Below are 21,138 nucleotides of genomic sequence, written 5' to 3'. Positions count from 1 at the left end.
TTTAGGGAAATAGCGTTCCTAACATGTTTTAGTATACCCAATGGTATAATTATTACGTATGTATGATCTATTAACAATTTATTACTGAAATTAATATACCTTTGCGCGCTAAAAAAAATCAAAATTTAATTACGTTTATTTAAATTATGCAAAAATTGCTACGATTACACTTATTGAAAGTGCTGCTCTTTGCAGCCATGGTATCGGGGATAAATTCATGGGGGCAGACCAATCCTGTTGCCCAGGCTATTCCGTATACACAGGATTTTTCGGGCTTTACAGGCTCGGTTACCGCATATCCTGCGGGTTGGCAGGGATGGAACATCACAGGCAGCCTTGCCTCAACGTATCCGACTGCGGTGCCATCTACCGATAGGGCATTGACTGTCGGGGATAACACGCTGACTGCTGCGGGTATATTTAATATGAGCGGCAAGCTTGGCATTGGGTCTACCTCAGGTACATTATGTTCAGCAGCACTTGCTGTAAGCACTACAGGGTATACCTCTGTAAATGTAAGTTTTAAGGCTGCGACTCAACGTAACGAAAATACAACAACAGCACGTATTAACGGTCTCGGGTTGCAATATAGAGTAGGTACAACAGGCACATTTACTGATGTTGCCAGTTCTGAATATACCAGTGTAATTACTTCTGTTAATACTTCAGGTACCGGGTCGATAGGAGTTTCTACTATCTCTGTGACATTGCCAACTGCTTCTGAAAATAAAGCGGTAGTCCAGCTTCGCTGGGTTATGAGGGATATATCAGGAAGCGGCAACAGGCCTACGCTATCAATAGATGATATCTCGGTTACCGGAACGTCTTCAGGCCCTACAGTTACTACTACGGCAGGAAGTTACGGCCCATTTTGTGCCAACACGGCAAATAATATAACTGTAAATTATACGACAGGCGGTACAGGATCATTTACAGGTACCTATAGTGTGCAACGTTCCAACGTAGGAGGTACTTTCCCTACAGATGCAACAAGCAACCTGCTTACAACGGTAACATCATCAGCAGGTTCTATAACAGCAACACTGCCATCGGGGCTTACTGCTGGCAACTACAGGGTAAGGGTGGTTAACAGCACCCCTGCAACTTTCAGTTCTAATGACAATGGCTCGAATATAGTTCTGACTGCTACTGTGGCTCCGGACTTTTTAGTTCTGGCTGCACAAGATAAAACTGCATCTTCTGCAACAATAAAGTCAACCGTTTATAAATTTGGCGTTTGCCCTACGACTATAGAGAAAGGATTTGTTTTTGCAAAGGCTTCAGATAATAATGATCCTGCCGTTGGCGGAACCGGGGTAACCAAAACAGCCGTTGCAGGTGTAACCACGATTGGCGATTTCTCGCTTGCGGTGTCCGGCCTTACTGCTGAAACAACCTACAACTATAAGTCGTATTTTTATGATGGGACGACATATACCTACAGCAACCTTTCCACTTTTACAACAACAGGTACGCCTCCTGCGCTTACAGCAGCTGTGGGCGCAACCGTTGATGCACCTTTTGTAATTACTTTTACGGAAAATGCTGCCTGGAGAACCGGTATTTCAGGCATAACTGTTGATGGCACTACACTTGCTGCAAGTGCTTATGATAAAACTGTTCCGGGGCAGATTACATTTACGCCTTCAGCTTCAAGCCTGCTGCAATCGGCAGGAACAAAATCTATCATTATCAGTTCAACAAATTATACCGCGACACCGGCCCTGTCTCAGGCTATTGGTGCAGGTGCAGCAGCAAAGCTCGCTATAACAACCCAGCCTACAGCGCCTTCTGTTAACGGAGGTACATTAACGGCACAACCTGTAGTTGTAGTAAGGGACCAGTACAATAACCTTACAACAAGCACAGCGTCGATAACTGCTGCCGCAACTGCTGCAACATGGACATTGAGCGGTACTGTTACAATAAGTGCCGCGGCAGGTACGGCTACTTTCAGCGGGCTTACAGCCAGTACCCCTACAAGCCTTACAGGCGCTGCGATACAATTTACATCGCCGGGACTTACAGGTATAACTTCGAATACATTCTCTATACCACCAGGCAATGACCTTTGCGGTAATGCTACGGCCTTAACGGTAAATGCGGCAGCAATACCAGGAACGAATGTGGCGTCTACTTATACTACCATTACAGGTGTTACAGGCAGAAAAGATGTTTGGTACACATTTGTTGCAGGCTGTACAGGTGTATATAGCATTAATGTTACAGGTACTTCCAAGGATATCGACATGAGTATTCATGCAGGCGGTTGCCCTGTAAATACTACAAGCGTAGCTACTGCCACAACATTTAATACAAGCAGTGAAACACTTACAACAACATTAACTTCGGGTACAATATACTATATTCGTGTGTATACATCTACTTTAGCCGATGAAACTGCTTTTAACATTCAGGTAGTAAATACCTTTGCGCCAACAGTAACTGCGGCGGCTGCTACAGGTATATCGCACCAGGCAGCAACGGTTTCGGGTACTGCAACACTAACGGCATGCAGTAGCGCTATTACAGCCTATGGGGTAGAAATAAGCCAGACATCTGGTTTTGCTAACGGGTCAGGAACACAGTATCCCGGCAGTAACCTATCAGGCGGTAATTTCTCCGTAACGCTGTCATCTCTGGCTCCCAACACGACCTATTTTTATAGAACGTATGCAACAAATGCAACAGGCACGACCTATTCTTCACCACAGGGTACTTTCACTACATTGACAACGCCTGTTTCATTACCTTATAGCCAGAGTTTTGAAACCGCTACTACAGATTTTGCTTTTGGTACTACGGGCACTAACAAGTGGGTAATTGGTACGGGCACACAAAATGGCGGTACAAAGTCGATGTATATTTCGAATAATGGTTCTTCTTACGCTTATACCATTAGTGGTGCAACAACTACCGGTACTTATGCCGATCTTGTTGTAGACCTTTCTGCTGCAACTGCTGCTACACTTAGTTTCGACTGGAAAAGTGGTGGAGAGCTTAGCGGTAGCACAGTATATGACTATGCCGAAGTTTACATTAATAATGGTGGGGCAGACATTCTTATCAGTTCTCCTTTAGAATTTTATGGCTCTACTACTTTCCAAAATAAACAAATACTCCTAAATTCTTATGTAGGGAGTGTAGTAAAATTGCGATTCAAATGGGTTAATGATGGTTCTGGCGGTACAGGCGTGCCTATTGCTATTGACAATCTTTCTATTGTTGCAAGTTCGAGGCCGGTACTTACTACAGCTGCGATTTCTAACCTTACTTATAATGCTGTGACGTCCGGAGGTACAATTACCAATGCAGGAGGTTCGGCAATTACCGCACGCGGCGTTGTATATGCTACAACAGCTAACCCTACGCTTTCGAATTCATCTGTCTCAGCAGGTACAGGATCGGGAACGTTTACTTCTACTATAACCGGCCTTACAGATAATACTACTTATTATGTAAGGGCGTATGCTACAAATGCTACTGGTACATCTTATGGTAATGAGGTAACTTTCACCACAAGTGCCGTAAACGCACCGGTTGCAACAGCAGCTACCTATGATGGTACTGCGGGTACAACAGGCTTTATAGCCAACTGGAATGCAAGCGCCGCAGCTACAGAATATTTCCTGGATGTCGCAACTACAACTGCTTTTGGCGCAACAGTGATCTCTGAAAATTTTTCAGGATGTAATGGGAATGGTACAAGTAATAATATAGCTGGCAGCCTTGATACTTATCTGCAGACTACAGGATGGACAGGTACTTCTGTGTGGGAAGGTCCGGGGAATGTAAAACTCTCGGGCGGGTCAACCGCTGGAATCATCACAACCCCTACGATTAACCTTTCAGGTAATGGAGGCAATTCGACCCTAACTTTCGATGTAGCCCCATTTGGAACAGATGTTACATCGATCCAGGTATTTCATGCTCCTAATGGTACGACTTTTACCCAGGTTGGATCTAATATAAGTGTTGGTACAGGAGGTACAAAAACGGTTACTATCACCGGAGGTACAGCCAACTCTAAGGTTAGGATACAGTCTTCAAGTGTTAACCGTTTTTACCTGGACAACTTTAAGATATCTTATTCTACCTTAGTAACCGGTTATGATAACCTTTCGGTAGGCAATACAACCTCGCGTAGTGTCACAGGGCTTACAGCAGGAAATACATATTACTACAGGGTGAGGGCAAAAGGGCCTAACAGCACCTCGGCCAACTCAAACGTAATTACAGCTATAGCAAAACTTTCGAATGTATGGAACGGCACAGCATGGACAGCGGGTACGCCGCCAACTACTGCGCATAACGCGATCATACAGGGCAATTATAACACATCAGGCAACGGTACTTTCAATGCAGGAAACCTTGTTGTAAATTCAGGTACCTTTACCATAGCATCCGGTACTAACCTTACCGTTCAAAACGATGTGATAAACAATGCAGGAGCGGCTAATTTTGTTATAGAGAACAACGGTAACCTTATCCAGGTGAACGATGTAGACAATACGGGAGCGATAACCGTGCAGAAAAACAGCGCGCCTATCTACAGGCTTGACTACGCCATGTGGTCATCGCCGGTAGCAGGGGAAACACTGATTGGCTTCTCACCGGAGACCCTCTCCAACCGTTTTTACAAATACAACCCGCTAAGCGACCAGTATGCTACAGTACCGGGCTCCACAACTTTTGCCGAAGGTGCGGGCTACCTTATCCGTGTAGCCAATACGCACCCTGCCTATGTTAATGCACAAACGCCGGGAACTTCATGGCATGGTACTTTTGTAGGTACACCTAATAATGGTGATGTAAATGTTGCGGTAACCCCTCAGCAGTCAGGCGTGTCGCAAGGCTACAACGCGGTAGGTAACCCTTACCCGTCACCGATCAACATCTATGCTTTCTATGCTGCCAATACAGGCACTATAGCAGACGCATCGGCACTGTATTTCTGGAGGAAGAAAAACGATGCCGCCACAAGTTATTATGCAAGGGTAACCAAGCTTGCCTATACAGCCAATACAGGCAACGCATGGGGCGATGCAGGAGGCACAGCTTTCAACGGGGCACCGAACACATGGGTGATCAACCCGGGACAGGGCTTTATTGTACAGGCTACAGGCAGCACTGTTCGTTTTACCAACGCTATGCGCGTACCGGTAAACAACGGACAGATCTTCCGTACGGCACAGGATGAAAGCGAAGCCCAAATCTCAAGGCTGTGGCTGAACCTTTCCGGACAGGATGGCTTCTCGCAGGCAGCAATCGGCTATACTGATATGACAACCCTTGGACTTGACTACGGATGGGACGGCAAAGCCTTCATCAATGATGGCGATGTAACGCTGTTCTCTTTGGCAGGCGAAGAAGCCCTAGGCATACAGGCAAGGCCTTCGTTCGAAGCATCGGATGTGGTGCCAATGGGCTACCAGGCAACACAGCCGGGCACTTATACGATCGCGCTTGACCACATGGATGGCGTGTTTGAAGCAGGCCAGGACATCTACCTTCAGGATAACCTGCTCAACATTACGCACGACCTGAAACAAGGAGCGTATGAGTTCACTACCGAGGCAGGAATTATCACAAACAGGTTCAATGTAATCTATGCAGAGCCGCTTAGTACAGAGAACCCAACACTTGATGCCAACAGCGTTATTGTTTACAAAGACGGCAACAGCATCAGCATTAACTCCGGCACTGCGGATATGACAAAAGTATCGGTATATGATACAAGAGGCAGGCTGTTATTTAATGCAAAAGACATCAATGCCACCGAAACGGTTATCAATGGCCTTACGGCAGAAAAGCAGGTATTGATCGTTAATATATCAACTGTAAAAGGAGAGGTAAGCAAGAAAATCATCTTCTAAACTTCATCTTATAAATACTGTAAATCCCCGGTTGCTGCGCAGCCGGGTATTTTTGTTTTATCGCGTTTAAATGAATTATTGATTGTAAAATAATAAGCAGGAATTTTAAAGATTGCTCCTGTTTAAATATAACCTGAAAAACCCTGATTTAGATGTATAATTCATAAAATTGTCACAAAATCGAGTTTGTTTTTTATAAAAAATTAACATATTTTTAAGCTGCAAAAATCCAGCTTATGAAAAACATTACCCTGCTTTGTATTTCATTATTCCTTTATACTACTTTTTCCTATGCTTCTGCCGGTTTAACGGCTCCCCCGGTAAATGACGAATGCGCTTCAGCAACCTGGCTTACGGTAAATACCGGCCAATCCTGCACTTCATCAACAGCAGCAGCATTTGCCACTGCAACCGTTTCATCCCAGGGCACTACCTGCACTACACAAAATGGTGGTGATATATGGTACCAATTCACCGCTACTTCAAGTAACCACAGTATTTCGCTTTCTAATTTTACGGGAACTCCACAACCTGCCGTTCTGGTTTTATACGAAGGCGACTGTGCTACGCTCACCCAGTTGTATTGTAGTGTAAACAATGTTATAAATGCCAATGGCCTTATTCCCGGCATGACCTACAAGCTGCGCACTTATTATAACCTCGCTTCGCCTAACAACAATTCGGGTTTCTCTATATGTGTAGCCACGCTGCCGGCACCGTCAAGCTCCAACCAGACCGATTGCCTTATAACTACCATAAATTATAGCTTCGAATCGCCGCCACCGCCTGCGCCAACCACGTTCCCGGTGTTTGTGAACCACAACGCCGTGCAGGGATGGAGGACTACCGCTTCCGACCAGATGATGGAATTTTGGGTGGTGCCCAATTACGAAAATGTTCCTTCGTATGATGGCACGCAATTCATCGAGTTGAATGCCAACCTTGTATCGGGCGTTTACCAGGACTATGCCACGCCGCAGCCCACGGTATTCAATTATGGCTTTGCCCACCGCGGCCGCCAGGGTACCGATACCTGCCAGCTGCTTGCCGGGCCTCCGGGCGGGCCATATACCTCAGTGCAGACAGCAACAACCGGAAACACGGCATGGGGCTACTATACCGGGAGCTACACGGTACCCGCAGGCCAGACTACAACAAGGTTCATATTCCAGTCGGTTTCCAGTGTGGGCGGGGCAAGCGTAGGGAACTACCTCGATGCTATATCTTTCACAGCTAATAACGGCATCCTGTCCTCCAATCCGTTCAATATGGGATGCGGTACAGGTACAGCCAATATTGCGGCGGCGGGTACCGGCACCTGGGTTGCCCATTCTGACAACCCGTCATCTACAGTGATCGCTAATCCTTCGGGCAATAACACATCCATCACAGGTTTCGGTGCACAGGGTGTTTATCATTTCGACTGGAACACCGCCTATTGCACCAGTACGCTCACTATAAATTTTGCCGGACAGGAACCGCCTGTGCCGGTTGTTGCTGATGTGACCTACTGCCAGGGACAGCAAGCCGACCCGCTAACCGCAGAGGCAGTGCCGGGCAACACGCTCAACTGGTATCCGGACGATGGGGCAGGGGGGCCGCCGGTACCATCCACTGCAGCAACAGGCACTACTACCTATTATGTAAGCCAGACATCGCCGGAAGGCTGTGAAAGTGTGGCTGAACCCATAACCGTTACCGTAAATACCGCTACACCGCCGGTAACAACCTTCAGCTTACCTGCCGATACCTGTCACGATGGTGGGAATATTACCCCTACTACTTCGACAGGGTTCACAAGCGGTGGGCAGTTCAGTTCCGCAGCAGGACTGTCTATCGACCCTGCTACCGGACAGATCAATGTGGCTTCAAGTACGCCTGGCAGTTATACGGTAACCTACGAAATTACCGAAGACCTTTCTACCTGTAGGATAGGAGGAAGCAGCACAGCGGATATTATCATAAATGATACGCCGGCTGTGCCCGATGTAACAGTAACGCAGCCTGCATGCGATGCACCCACCGGCACTATCACAGTAAATGCTCCCGTTGGAACAGGTTTATTATACAGCCTTGATGGAATGAACTACCAGCCGAACCCTGTTTTTTCAGGCCTTGCAGGCGGTAATTATAGTGTATATGTACAAAATGCCGCAGGGTGTACCTCAGCCCCTGATAATGTAACCGTAAATGCTTCGATGACCACTCCGGCAGTGGCTACCTATAATGTAGTGCAGCCGAGCTGCTCGTCTTCCACAGGCACGATCACGGTAACCGCGCCAACAGGTGCAGGACTTACCTACAGTATCGATGGAACCACTTTCCAGTCGGGTACTTCTTTTACAGGCCTTGCCGGTGGTACTGATTATGTAGTGACCGTACAAAACGCATCGGGATGTACATCCGTAACAAATCCCATCACTATAAATGCCGCACCAGTTATGCCGGATGTGCCGAATGTAAGCACCGGGCAGCCCGACTGTACCACACCTATGGGATCTATTACCGTTGAATCTCCGCTCAATGCAAGCTTTACCTATAGTATTGATGGTACGAATTATCAGCTAAACCCGGACTTTACCGGAGTTACTGCCGGTAATTATACGGTATATATAAAAAGCAGCACCGGATGTATTTCTACGCTAAGCAATGTAGTGATAGATGCATCGCCATTTACCCCTGCCGCCGCGACCTATACGGTTGTACAGCCTACATGTACTTCGGCTACGGGAACTATTAATGTAACAGCGCCTGTAGGCACAGGCTACACCTATAGTATAGACGGCACTACTTTCCAGTCGGGTACGGCTTTCAGCGGCCTTGCAGGAAATGCATCCTATACCATTACCACAAAAAATGCCGCAGGATGTGTTTCTACGTCTGCCCCCGTAACCATAAATCCGCAGCCGGCCATACCTGAGGTTGCCGATGTGACCATTGTGCAGCCCGTATGCGAAATACCTACCGGAAGTATAACGATTAACTCCCCGGTTGGAACGGCCTATACCTATAGTGTTAACGGCACATCCTATCAGGCATCGACAGAATTCGCCAACCTTGCACCTGCCGATTATACCGTGTATGTGAAGAATGCGTCAGGTTGTATCTCCCAGTTGTATCCGGCAACGATAAGTTCGGCAGCGGCGGCACCGCCTATAGCTACCCTTCAGGACCAGCATCCGGATTGTACCACCAGCACAGGTACGCTTACGGTACTCGCGCCGCTTGGCGAACAATACACGTACAGCATTGACGGTGTAAATTTCCAGGCAGGCACTGTTTTCAGCGGGCTTAATGGGGGCTCTGCCTATAGCGTAACGGTTAAGAATGCGCTGGGCTGTACTTCTATTACTGTGCCCGTTGCCATCCATACCGCGCCTGTTGTACCAACTACACCTACCGCTACTGTGGTACAGCCATCGTGTGGTGACCCTGGAAGCATAACAGTTAATTTACCTTTGGGTGCGGGTTTCACTTATAGCATTAACGGGACAACTTTCCAGCCGAACCCTGTATTTATGAACCCTGCACCGGGCAATTATACGCTTACCGTTAAAAGTTCCGGCGGGTGTACAGCTACATCAGGGCCGTATTCTATTACGCCGGGATTGGCAGGGCCGGGCGCACCTGTCCTTTCAGTAACTCAGGCTACCTGTGCCACACCGACCGGCAGCATATCGGTAGTATCGCCAATTGCAAATACGCTTACTTATAGTATCGATGGTACAACCTACGGGCCTGGCAGCGACTTCTTAAACCTTTCGCCGGGCACTTATACTGTATATGTGCAATCGCCTAACGGATGTATCAACACACAGTCGGCCACAATAGCTCCACAGCCGGTAACGCCCGCTCCCGCCGTGGCGTTTGTAACTCAGGCGGACTGTACTACCGGCGCAAATATCGTGATCACCTCGCCATTAGGGTCGGGGCTTACCTATAGCATCAACGGTACGACTTTCCAGTCCGGCACAACTTTCGTTAACGTACCTGCCGGAAATTATACCATAACCACCAAATCGTCAGGCGGGTGTATATCGGTATCCGGACCATATACCGTGAACCCTTCACCGACTGCACCGTCAATGCCTGTAGTGAGCATTACACAGCCTTTCTGTGCCACTACAACCGGGACGATAACAGTCAGTTCCCCGGCAGCACCGGGCATGACCTACAGCATCGGTTCAGGCTTCCAGGTAAGTAACATATTTACCAATGTAGCGCCGGGAACCTATGTGCTTACCGCGCAGAATGCCGATGGCTGTACTTCCAATAAAAGCGTAACCATCAATCCGGCACAGGCTTTACCTGCTGTAGCATCTGTAACGGTAGTCAATCCTGATTGCGACCATCTTAAAGGCACGATTACTATTGACTCGCCAATAGGTGCGGGGCTAAGCTACAGCATAAACGGCACCAGCTTCCAGACAGGGACGTATTTTGCCAATATTGCACCGGGCAATTATACGGTTACAGTAAAGAACAGTGATGGCTGTACATCAGTTACCCCGGTGATCGCTATTGCTAATCCTACCCCGATTGTCAATGCAGGAATCATAACCGGCGGTACCGAAGTTTGTGCGGGTGAAACATTGCAACTGGCTAATGTGGTGACAGGCGGTACATGGTCCAGCAGCAGCCCTGCCGTTGCAACGATAAGCGCTACCGGCGAAGTAACAGGCCTTAGCGAAGGTTATACCCTGATAACCTATGACGTGCCGGGCACGGCGACCGAATGCCACAATACGGCAACGCTCTTGTTCAGTGTGAATGGACTGCCGGATCTGGACATACACGATGCCTTCCTTTGCGAGAACCTTACTACGGGAGAGTACAGCAGTACCACCCTTGACACGGGTCTATCGGGAGGATATACATTTACATGGGACAAAGACGGCACTGCCTTGCCTGATTTATCGGCGGCCATTACCGTTGATGAGCCTGGTGTTTATACCGTAACTATTACCGATACCACAACAGGGTGTACAGGCACGGCGACTTCTACAGTTGGCGTTTCGTCAGTGCCATTAGCTATAGTAGAGGCAGGCAGCGATTTCCAGAACAACCAGACAATTACTGTATCAGTTACAGGCGGTTCGGGGAATTACATGTACAGCCTTGACGGCGGGCCGTTCCAGAGCGAACCTTATTTTACCAATATCGGTCAGGGGGAATATACAGTTACTGTTAAAGATACAAACGGCTGTGGCGAAACGGTGTATTCGGTAACGGCGCTCAACTACCCGCATTTCTTTAGCCCGAATGGCGATGGCGAACGCGATACCTGGAACATCACAGGGCTGAGCAGCTATACGACCGAAATCTCGATATTCGATCGTTTCGGTAAAGCGATAGCGGTAGTAAAACCGGGCGGGCATGGCTGGGATGGCACCTTCAACGGCGCAGTACTCCCCGCAACCGATTACTGGTTTGTTGTAAAGTACAAGTCCAATGGAAAGGATAAAGAGTTTAAATCACATTTTTCGTTAATACGATAATTGACATAAGAAAACGAAGCAGCTGACCTGGAACTTAATATTGATTGGGAATTAGTTTTAGATAATATTAAAAAGAATTGTCAGCATGATATTGTTCTTACCACGGACGGAAGTGCATGCATCAAAAATAAATAGATGGAGAGTATACAAAATTTAAGCATACTACTTTGCTTCGTTCTTTTGATCGGATGCAGGAAAAGTAATAATGAACAAACTTCTCCTGAGACCAAAGTAATAGCTGCTAAAACTACTGTTAAAGCTGTCACAGACCCTTTAGAGGAAATTGCTTCAAATTATAAAGTCAGGGTTTTGCCTGTTTCTTTACCAAATGGAAAAAGCCGGGCCGGGAATGATACTTATAGCATTAAAATAGACAATCTCAATCTTGATACAAAAAAACCGTATTCCCCTTCTTTCATTGCATCCAAAGCGGCTGTAATAATATTCAGGAGTTTTAATGAAAAAGAAAAAAAAGATATCCGGATTATAGACATTACTGTAAACTCTATATTCAAAACGGAAACAATAACATATAAAGTGCATGATCTGGAAAAAATAGACCCTTATCTGAAGATTGCACGTTCAGCTGTAGGATTTTATATTGCCGGTAACCATAAAGGATTTTACAGCTTAACAGATCCGGCCTATATCCCCATGCCAGACGACGATAGTGCTTTTAACGACGATCGTAAAAAATTTTCTGAAGCCATTGAAGGAGTACGAAAGATTGAAGATGATGGTTTTGAATTTGATACAGAAGAGGGATTAAAAGTAATCCGGTTTTACTATACTACGTTATCTTCCGGCAAAAAGAAATTGGAATGGGAGGTAATCTTTTTAGATAATGATGATAAGCCTAAAATTGCAGGTTTCCATGTAATTCCCTAATGCTTATCTGCGGGAAGTGTCTAAAGATTTATTTATCCTTTTAAATTTCTTCGAAGAGATGAATCCCAGCATGGGATAAAGCATGCCGGCCAGCAGGAATATATGTGGCAACGATTCATTTTTTTCGAGGTAGAGTACATACGCGGTTAAGAACAGGGCCGGGGCTTCAATGTAATAGCACATGATACGGGCCTGTTTTGGCTTTATGTTCAGCTTCCTCCAAAAAAAAGTAATGGACAGAACGATAATGCCGAGCCCTAATAAGATACATCCGGGAAAATATAAGTGTTTTACAACTTCGGCATATCCTTTTAGCAGCAATATGACAGAGGTAAGTACATGGAGCAGAATTTCGAGCCTGCGAAAAGTTTTCTTTTTCACGTTTGGGACATTTTGGCCAAAAATAAGTAATCCGCACTTATCTAATATTTAGTTTAGGTTATGTTATCGTTTCGGAAAGTTCTTATTGTGAAGGTGTTACTTTAACCAGTTGATAAAAGCTATTTATAAGTGATGAAGCGCTTGCCAAGGCTGTTCACTTTTTCTTCTTTAGCTTTGCCTTTTCCTCATTTTCAGCAATCCTGAACTTTACGATCTGTTGTATCAGCTTTAAAGGCAGCGGCCTGTCGAACGGAAACTGTATAGACCCCTTGCCTGTCTTGTATGTTGCCAGTTCTTCCCGGAATGCTTTTGTGCCCGATGGTAGCGCATAAAAACCGATATGGTTCTTAAAAGCAGCAAAATAAACCAGGTTGCCATTGAGGGCAAAGGTAGGCATGCCGTAGCTTATCTTTTCTGTAGCATCGGGCGCTGTGCTTTGCACCGTTTCCCGGACTTCCTGTAATAGCTTTTGCACCTCCTCAGGAAATCCGGCTATGTAGTCGTCGATGTCTTTTGGCTTGTCCATGCTATGGTATAGATATAGTTGAACCAATTTTATTTTCGCGCAGATTAAATTGAATTTCACGCAAAGTCGCTAAGACGCAAAGCTAGGCACTCTAAACATCACTAAGCAATGCTTTGCGGCTTTTACGCCCTAAATTCGGCATGAGTCTTAGCGGATTTGCGCCTTTGCGTGAAAATAAAACCTGCAAATTGTAGAATGACATTTATATAGATTTAACTCTAACTTTAGAAAACGTGTCATTCTGAACGTAGCTTGCGGAATTAATCTCAATTATTGATTCAAAAGAGATTCTTCCTTCGTCAGAATGACACATTCCTATAGCCTTTTATTAAGATTACCAATTATAGGCTTCTTCAATTTTAGCAATGTCTATTTTCCGCATCTGCATCATGGCCTGCATTACCCTCTGGCCGCCTTCACCACCCGCCGACATCAGGTCCAGGAGCACGGTTGGTGTTATCTGCCATGAAAGCCCGTACTTGTCCTTCAGCCATCCGCACATGCTTTCCTGGCCGCCGTCGGCAGTAAGGCTGTTCCAGTAATGATCGACTTCCTGCTGTGTTTCGCAGCGCACCATAAAGGATACCGATTCATTGAATTTAAAATGGGTTCCGCCACTGAGCAGCATAAACGGCTGTTCTTCTATTTCTATAGAGGCGGTCATCAGATTACCATCGGGCGTTTTGTTCGAGCTGGTCACCTTCGAGCTTTTAAAGATGGAGGTATAATAGTCTACCACTTCATTGAGATTGGCATCGAGCCATAAAAAAGGCATTATTTTTTGCATAACGATGGGTTTTAAGTTGTTTGTCCTGAATGATCTATACAAATTTAGAATATTACAGGGTGAACGAAGCGGGGCAAACCCGACAACCAGGCGGGCAGATTGCGACACATTGCGACAGATTGCAATGTTGGTATGATAATATCTGTTAAAAAGAGTTAAAAAACAACGTTGTCTAAATGTTTTGTATGAAAATTTTTATTTTATTTGTGGCTTAACCAATATATAACTTTATGAAATTTAAAAATTTAATGCTTGCACTTGCTGTAACTCTGATGTTAGCATCTTGCGGCGAAAAGAAAGAAGGCGATGCTGCAAAAGAAGGAACTGAAGCTGCTGCCAAAACGGAAGAAGCCAAAACGGAAGAAACCCCTGCAGCTGATGCCAAAACCATGATCACTAAGACATGGATAATCGAGGAGATGGACCCTACAGCAATGATCGCTAAAGAGCCGAAAGAAAAGCAGGAGGAAATGAAAAAGAAGATGGCTGAAACTATGGCTAAAGTGAAGGGCAACATGATCTATGAATTCAAAGCCGATGGCAGGTTCGCCATGACGATAAAAGATACAAAAGACATAACAACCGAAGGTACATGGAGCATTAGTGATGATGGTAAAACCCTTACAATGGCTGCCGACACTGAAAAGGATAAAAAAGAGGAAGTAAATGTGCTGACTCTTACAGACGACAAGCTTGATATCCAGATGAAATCAGAGCCTGATATGATCATGAAGTTCGTTGCCAAAAAGTAACGGATATTTAATAAATTAAAGGGGCCGCTTAATATTAGGCGGCCCCTTCCATATATTATAGTTGCTCATTTTACTATGGCAAACTTCAGATTTATTTCCTGATAAACGATGCCCTGCGCATGCAGGCCGGACAAGCATCCTGAGAATAGGATGGCAAAGAGAATTTTTTTTATAATGATGGTTTTTTTAGGAAGTTAAATATACAAAACGTTGTTTTTAAAGTTTTATGAAATCAAAAATCTAAGCATATTTATTTGTGAAATAAAAACCCCTGTTATGTTTTGAGAAATCATTTTTAATAGTATCTTTGCATCCTCTAATTGAGAGATATTCGGGGTGTAGCGTAGCCCGGTCATCGCGCCTGGTTTGGGACCAGGAGGTCGCAGGTTCGAATCCTGCCACCCCGACAAAAAGCTGAACAGCAATGTTCGGCTTTTTTTATATTAATTTGCGTCCCGCCGGTGCAGGAAGGTTATTTCGATAATTATCGGGATTGCACTTCAACAAAAATCCTCCCGGATACAGGAGGATCTTATAGTATACCACGATGATTTGTTACAAACATATCTGAGGGTACATAGTCCTCAGATTTTTCCTGAAAGTAGACAACGTCTCTTCATTATCATAGGCAATTTTATAACGTGAGCCTTTTTCATTGAGTGTTTTTTCGAATGAAATGTTGTTGCGCCTCAGTAAACGTTCGATTCTTTCGTTGTCGGTAACATTTTTGTAAAGTGTCCTGAAGATAGAAATGTACATAGCTTTATATTTTTAGTTAGTCGTTAGGTTATTAATCTTCCCTAAAATTAGCGATACGTTTTTTTGTGAGGAAACGCCTTAATAAAACTTTAGCACATTTAATGTTTTATTAGCATTTTGCCTACAAACCCCTTTATAACACAATCATTACGTAAAGTTATTTTCTCATAAGTAAAACTAATAAGTATCTGTAGCAGGTTTTTTAATTTAATGTTACATTTGCGTACCATTTAATCAGCATAATATAATCATGTCAGATACTATAGAAAAGATAAAATGCCTTATCATCGGTTCAGGGCCTGCGGGCTATACCGCAGCGATCTACGCAGCGCGGGCCGATATGAACCCTGTATTATATACCGGTATGGAGCCTGGGGGCCAGCTTACCACAACGACCGAAGTTGACAACTTTCCGGGTTACCCTGAAGGTATCGACGGGCCTACCATGATGGTGCAGCTGCAGCAGCAGGCTGAGCGTTTCGGTACACAAGTACGCATCGGTATGGCTACAGCAGTTGAGTTTAGCAAAGAACCGGGCGGATGGCACAAAGTGATCATAGACGGTAATAAAGAAGTGCATGCACACACAGTAATTATCTCTACAGGGGCTACGGCAAAATACCTTGGCCTTCCAAGCGAGCAGCGCCTAAGAGGTGGTGGCGTTTCGGCCTGTGCAGTGTGCGACGGTTTCTTTTACCGCAACCAGGATGTAGCGATCGTAGGGGCAGGGGATACCGCAGCCGAAGAAGCTACCTACCTTTCCAATATCTGCAAAAGCGTTACTATGCTTGTGCGCAAGGATGTCATGAGGGCATCCAAGGCAATGCAGCACCGCGTTGCGAATACAGCCAACCTTAAAGTGCTTTACAACAGCGAAGTGGATGAGGTTATCGGCGACCAGGTGGTGGAAGGCCTTCGGATCGTAAATAATGTTACAGGCGAAAAACAGGAAATAGCTATTACAGGACTGTTCATTGCTATTGGGCATAAGCCAAATACCGACATCTTCAAAGGCCAGCTGGATATGGATGAGACCGGTTACCTGATTACTCAGGGCAAGTCGACCAAAACCAACCTTCCTGGAGTGTTCGCTTCCGGCGACGTACAGGACAAAGAATACCGCCAGGCCATTACCGCCGCGGGTTCAGGATGTATGGCCGCATTAGATGCAGAGCGTTACTTAGCGACTCTGGAGAGCCATTAAGAATTTTTAGGTAGGAAGTCCGAAGTCGGATGACAGCGCCGGATAAATAAAAAAAAGCAGTACACATTTTAAATGTACTGCTTCTTTTTTTATACGATTTCTGTCATCATCGGACTTCCAACCTCCGACTAAAAACCTACTGCTCCTTCTTATAAAGAACCGCGCTGTCGGCAAAATTCTTAACCTCTACTTTCGGCTTCCCGAATAATTCCGTTTCCGATTTCCCCGAAGCCGAAATGCTTATCAGGTCGGTCACCATTACATTGGTGGTAGTGTAGCCTTCCGCGGTAAGCTCCATGGTTTTTGCCGTGAATTTTTTCCCTGTAAAGGAAGCGTTGTTGTCTACCCGCAATTGCACATTGGCAGCATCGCCTTCAATAACAGCTTTCGTTTTCTGGTACATGTCGAATTTCACAGCAGGGCTGGCAATCAGGGCTTTCAATTCCGCATTTTTGCTCAGTTCCACTACAGAAGTCTCCGCCTTCAGGTTCAGTTCACCTTTGGTCTTGTCGTTCATTTGAAGTGTAAAGCTGCCTGCTTTCACATTCAAAAAGCATTTGGCAAAGTCCAGCGCTTTTATGGTAATGGAAGGCACTTCAAGGTCAGTGAGCGCGTTCAGTACCGTCTCGTGTTTTACAGTAACCGACTTTAGATTATCGTTATAGATAACTCTTACGCTCAGTTTTTTGGCTCCTGTTATTTCCTTTGAGGTGTAGATGCGCAGGGTACCGCCTTTCACTTCGGCCATTATAGCCTCATGCAGGTTGTCGTCGGCCTCTATTTCCAGCGCTTGGTTTTCACCCTTTACAAGGAATACTTCAAGGTTGTCTTCCACCTCAAGGTTTTCAAAAGCCTGGACTTCCTTTTGGGTTACGGTTACCGTTTTGGATCCTTTTATTTTTTCTCTTTTTTGCGCGAATGCGGTTGTGGCAAAAAGCAGCGCTATTACCACCGGAAGAAATTTTTTCATTAGAATTCGGACGTTTATTGGTTGAGGCAAATATATAAAAAACACCTATGCAGGCTTATGTTTTGAACCTGCAAATTGAATTGGGAAGAATAATTGGCTGCGCACTCAAAAGGACATATATTTGTTCAAATAAAACACAACACTATGAGTAGATTTACCCTGTTTGCTATGCTGGCTGTTTTTTCAAATCTCTACCCGCAGGCACCGCAAAGTATTGATAATACGCCTAAGTGGCTTCGTAATGCAGTAATATCCCCGGATGGTTCGCAAATCGCTTTTTCTTACCAGGGAGATATTTTTACAGTACCTGCATCCGGTGGCCAGGCGCTACGCCTTACGATACATGAGGCTTATGATGCTGACCCTGTGTGGAGCAACAATGGCAAACAGATCGCTTTCTCCTCAACACGTTATGGTAACAAAGATGTGTTCGTGCTTCCTGCTACCGGCGGTGTAGCCAAAAGGCTGACGTATCATTCTGCCGATGACGTTCCCTCTGACTTTTCCCCTTCGGATGATAAGGTGATCTTCGCTTCATCACGCCTTGATGATGTGGCTACGGTTATATTCCCGTCGGCGGTGCTGCCGGAATTATATGAAATCGCTGTAAATGGCGGTATGGAAAAACGCATTATTGCAACACCGGCCGAAATGGCGGTTTTCAGCAATGATGGCAACTGGCTGTTCTTTCATGACAGGAAAGGCTATGAAGATCCGTGGCGCAAGCACCATACCTCATCGGTAACGCGCGATCTGTGGCTGTATAATATTAAGGACAAACAATATTTTCCCGTAACCGAAAGCACAACCGAAGAACGGAATCCTGTATTCGGGAATAATAATGAATACTTTTTCCTTAGTGAAAGAAGCGGCAGCTTCAATGTCTGGAAGGCTTCATTAGTAGCCAACAAGGAAAGCAATGCACAGCAGGTAACGAATTTTGCCAAACACCCAGTGCGTTTCCTGAGCCGTTCGGCAAATGGGACTTTATGCTACACATGGGACGGTGAGATCTATACCCAGCCGGCAGGCGGGCAGCCGCAAAAAGTAGCGATAGCTATTCAGTCGGACGAGCGTTATAATGAAAAGGTAGTTGAAGCTATAAAGGCAGATGCACAGGAATTTGCAATATCGCCCAATGGCAAAGAAGCAGCCGTTATAGTGCACGGCGAGGTTTTTGTGGTTTCGATAGAATTTGGCGTGACCAAAAGAATAACGGATACCCCGGAACAGGAACGCAACATTCAGTTCAGCCCCGACGGGAAGAGTTTGCTGTATTCGGGAGAGCGCGGTGGCTGTTGGAACCTTTACGAATCATCCATTGTAAATAAGGACGAGAAGTACATGTTTGATGCTTCGGAAATAAAGGAAACGCTATTGGTAAATTCCGGGAAAGAATCGTTCCAGGGTCAGTATTCGCCGGATGGCAAAGAAATTGCATTTTTGGAAGAGCGTACTACAGTAAGGGTTTTCAATAAAGCATCAGGGAAATCGCGTACCGTGCTCGAAGGGAAATATAATTATTCCTATACTGATGGCGACCAGTATTTTACATGGTCACCAGACAGCAAGTGGCTCCTTGTAACCTATCTGGCCTACCAGCGCTGGAATACCGATATCGGCCTTGTTAATGTGAACGACGGTAAAATGCCCATCAACCTGAGCCAGAGCGGCTACAATAACCAACAGCCAAAATTTGGCATGGATGGCAGTATGGTGTATTGGGCATCTGATAAGGAAGGCTATCGTTCCCACGGCAGCTGGGGTTCTGAAAGCGATGTGTATGCCATATTCCTGACTGAAGACGCGCATAAGAAATTCCAGTTGAACAAGGCAGAATATGCGCTTTGGAAGGAGCAGGAGGATGCGAAAAAAGACAAGGATAAAGACAAAGGCGACAACGATAAAAAGGATAAAGATAAAAAAGATAAAGGCGATGATAAAGCGGATGAAAAGAAACCCGTTAAGCCAATAAGGATCGACTTCGAAGGCCTTCAGGACCGCAAAGAAAAGCTGACCATACATTCTTCAAAGCTTTCCGACTTTGTGGTAGATAAAGATGGCGAGAACATTTATTACCTGACCCGTTTTGAAGAGGAAAACAACCTGTGGCGTACAAAATTCAGGGAAAAGGAAACCAAGCTTTTTGTAAATCTGAATAGTGGTGACTCCAAGCTTGAAATGGATAAAAAAGAAGAGAATCTTTTCCTTATCGAAAAAGGGGGCAAACTTGCGAAAATAAGCGTGAAGGAAGGCAAGAAGGAAAACGTGAACTTCTCTTCGGAAATGAACCTCAATCAGACTGCCGAGCGCGCCTACATGTTTGAACACGCGTGGAGGCAATTCAAAAAGAAATTCTACCTGGCAGACCTGCATGGCATCGACTGGGATTTTTATAAAAAGGAGTACGCTAAATTTTTGCCGTACATTAATAACTCTGTAGATTTTGCCGACCTCTTAGGTGAAATGCTTGGCGAATCGAATGCCTCACACACCGGAGGCCGCTACCGCCCGAAACCTTTGCCTACCAATGATATGACAGCTTCACTGGGTGTGTACCTTGATAACAGCTACACAGGTAATGGCGTTAGGATCGCAGAAGTGCTCGACAAAAGCCCGATGCATAAAACAAAGCAGAAAATTAAGGCAGGTGTTATTATTGAAGCCATAGACGGTGTAAAAATTACCCCTGCGCAAAACTATTATGCCCTGCTGAACCGCAAGGCTGATAAGAAAACCCAGGTTTCCCTGTTTGATGAGCAGGCAGGCAAACGCTGGAACGAAGTGGTGGAGCCAATAACCCTCTCAAAAGAGAATGGGCTGGCCTACGAGCGCTGGGTAAAGAACAGGGAGAAAGACGTAGAGCGCCTTTCCGGTGGCAGGATAGGCTATGTGCATGTTGAAGGGATGAACTCTGAAAGTTTCCGTACCGTATTTGAAAAAGCGCTGGGTAAGTACCATGAATGCGAGGCCCTTATAGTGGATACCCGCTTTAATGGCGGAGGATGGCTGCACGATGACCTTGCTACTTTCCTTAGCGGCAAGCCCTATATGACCTTTGAGCCGAGAGGGCAGAAGATGGGGTCGGAGCCGTTATTCAAATGGCAGAAACCTTCGGCAGTACTGATAAGCGAAGGCAATTATTCTGATGCGCACATGTTCCCGTACACTTATAAAGCTTTAGGCATTGGCAAACTCATAGGAATGCCGGTTCCTGGTACGGGTACGGCAGTATGGTGGGAAAAAATGATCGATGGAAGCACCGTTTTCGGTATCCCTCAAATAGGGATGCGTACCGTGGCAGAAGACAGGCTGATGGAAAATTTTCAACTGGAGCCGGATGTGAAAGTAAAAAACGAGCCGGGTAAAACCAATATAGGAGAAGACCAGCAGCTGAAAAAAGCCGTTGAGGAGCTTCTTAAGAAATAAAGATAGTACCATTTACAAATGGCATACCTATAAAAACCCCTCCCGAATGGCATTAAGGGAGGGGTTTT

The 21,138-nt window shown here is 45.5% G+C and carries 11 protein-coding genes and 1 tRNA gene; 7 read left to right on the top strand and 5 right to left on the bottom strand.

Annotated elements, in window-relative coordinates; genetic code table 11:
- The first annotated feature begins 155 nt into the window (after nt 1-155).
- From HYN59_RS00185 to HYN59_RS00175, 3 genes are all read left to right on the top strand, one after another.
- Complete coding sequence (locus HYN59_RS00185; protein ID WP_181369479.1) at nt 156-5,876, top strand: hemoblobin-interacting domain-containing protein; 5,721 nt, start codon at nt 156-158, stop codon at nt 5,874-5,876.
- 236 nt (nt 5,877-6,112) lie between these two features.
- Nucleotides 6,113-11,374 (top strand): T9SS type B sorting domain-containing protein, encoded by a 5,262-nt coding sequence (locus HYN59_RS00180; RefSeq protein ID WP_108776342.1) that lies wholly within the window; start codon nt 6,113-6,115, stop codon nt 11,372-11,374.
- A 135-nt stretch (nt 11,375-11,509) separates the two neighbouring features.
- A complete protein-coding gene (locus HYN59_RS00175) occupies nt 11,510-12,262 on the top strand; it encodes a hypothetical protein (RefSeq protein ID WP_146185832.1) in 753 nt (250 codons plus the stop codon).
- A gap of 3 nt (nt 12,263-12,265) precedes the next feature.
- Here HYN59_RS00175 and HYN59_RS00170 read toward each other — a convergent pair whose 3' ends face one another.
- The 3 genes from HYN59_RS00170 to HYN59_RS00160 all read right to left on the bottom strand — a co-directional run bounded on the left by HYN59_RS00170 (nt 12,266) and on the right by HYN59_RS00160 (nt 13,956).
- Complete coding sequence (locus tag HYN59_RS00170; RefSeq protein ID WP_108776340.1) at nt 12,266-12,643, bottom strand: hypothetical protein; 378 nt, start codon at nt 12,641-12,643, stop codon at nt 12,266-12,268.
- Between the two features lie 154 nt (nt 12,644-12,797).
- Nucleotides 12,798-13,169 carry an iron chaperone gene (locus HYN59_RS00165; RefSeq protein ID WP_108776339.1) on the bottom strand — a complete coding sequence of 124 codons (372 nt, stop codon included), beginning with the start codon at nt 13,167-13,169 and terminating at the stop codon, nt 12,798-12,800.
- 334 nt (nt 13,170-13,503) lie between these two features.
- Nucleotides 13,504-13,956, bottom strand: coding sequence for a VOC family protein (locus HYN59_RS00160; protein ID WP_108776338.1), 453 nt, complete (start codon nt 13,954-13,956; stop codon nt 13,504-13,506).
- 230 nt (nt 13,957-14,186) lie between these two features.
- On the opposite strand from HYN59_RS00160, the gene HYN59_RS00155 reads away from it, so the two are divergent.
- Both HYN59_RS00155 and HYN59_RS00150 read left to right on the top strand, forming a co-directional pair.
- Entirely contained in the window at nt 14,187-14,708 is a 522-nt protein-coding gene (locus HYN59_RS00155; RefSeq protein ID WP_108776337.1) for a lipocalin family protein, read from the top strand.
- A gap of 332 nt (nt 14,709-15,040) precedes the next feature.
- A tRNA-Pro gene (locus HYN59_RS00150) sits at nt 15,041-15,115 on the top strand.
- A gap of 148 nt (nt 15,116-15,263) precedes the next feature.
- On the opposite strand, the gene HYN59_RS00145 is transcribed toward HYN59_RS00150, so the two are convergent.
- Complete coding sequence (locus tag HYN59_RS00145; protein WP_108776336.1) at nt 15,264-15,467, bottom strand: hypothetical protein; 204 nt, start codon at nt 15,465-15,467, stop codon at nt 15,264-15,266.
- A gap of 250 nt (nt 15,468-15,717) precedes the next feature.
- Between HYN59_RS00145 and trxB the strand changes: the two genes are divergently transcribed.
- Complete coding sequence (gene trxB / locus HYN59_RS00140; RefSeq protein WP_108776335.1) at nt 15,718-16,671, top strand: thioredoxin-disulfide reductase; 954 nt, start codon at nt 15,718-15,720, stop codon at nt 16,669-16,671.
- 136 nt (nt 16,672-16,807) lie between these two features.
- On the opposite strand, the gene HYN59_RS00135 is transcribed toward trxB, so the two are convergent.
- On the bottom strand, nt 16,808-17,641 hold the full coding sequence (locus HYN59_RS00135) for a GIN domain-containing protein (RefSeq protein ID WP_108776334.1): 834 nt from the start codon (nt 17,639-17,641) through the stop codon (nt 16,808-16,810).
- A gap of 144 nt (nt 17,642-17,785) precedes the next feature.
- Here HYN59_RS00135 and HYN59_RS00130 point away from each other — a divergent pair, with 144 nt between their 5' ends.
- Entirely contained in the window at nt 17,786-21,070 is a 3,285-nt protein-coding gene (locus HYN59_RS00130) for a S41 family peptidase (RefSeq protein ID WP_219928788.1), read from the top strand.
- Nucleotides 21,071-21,138: the final 68 nt, after the last annotated feature.

Origin of the sequence: Flavobacterium album, from assembly GCF_003096035.1 — a bacterium.
In the GTDB taxonomy this organism is placed as follows: Bacteria; Bacteroidota; Bacteroidia; order Flavobacteriales; family Flavobacteriaceae; genus Flavobacterium; species Flavobacterium album.
Note: the sequence above shows the minus strand (reverse complement) of the source record. Positions and strands in the feature narration are given on the sequence as shown.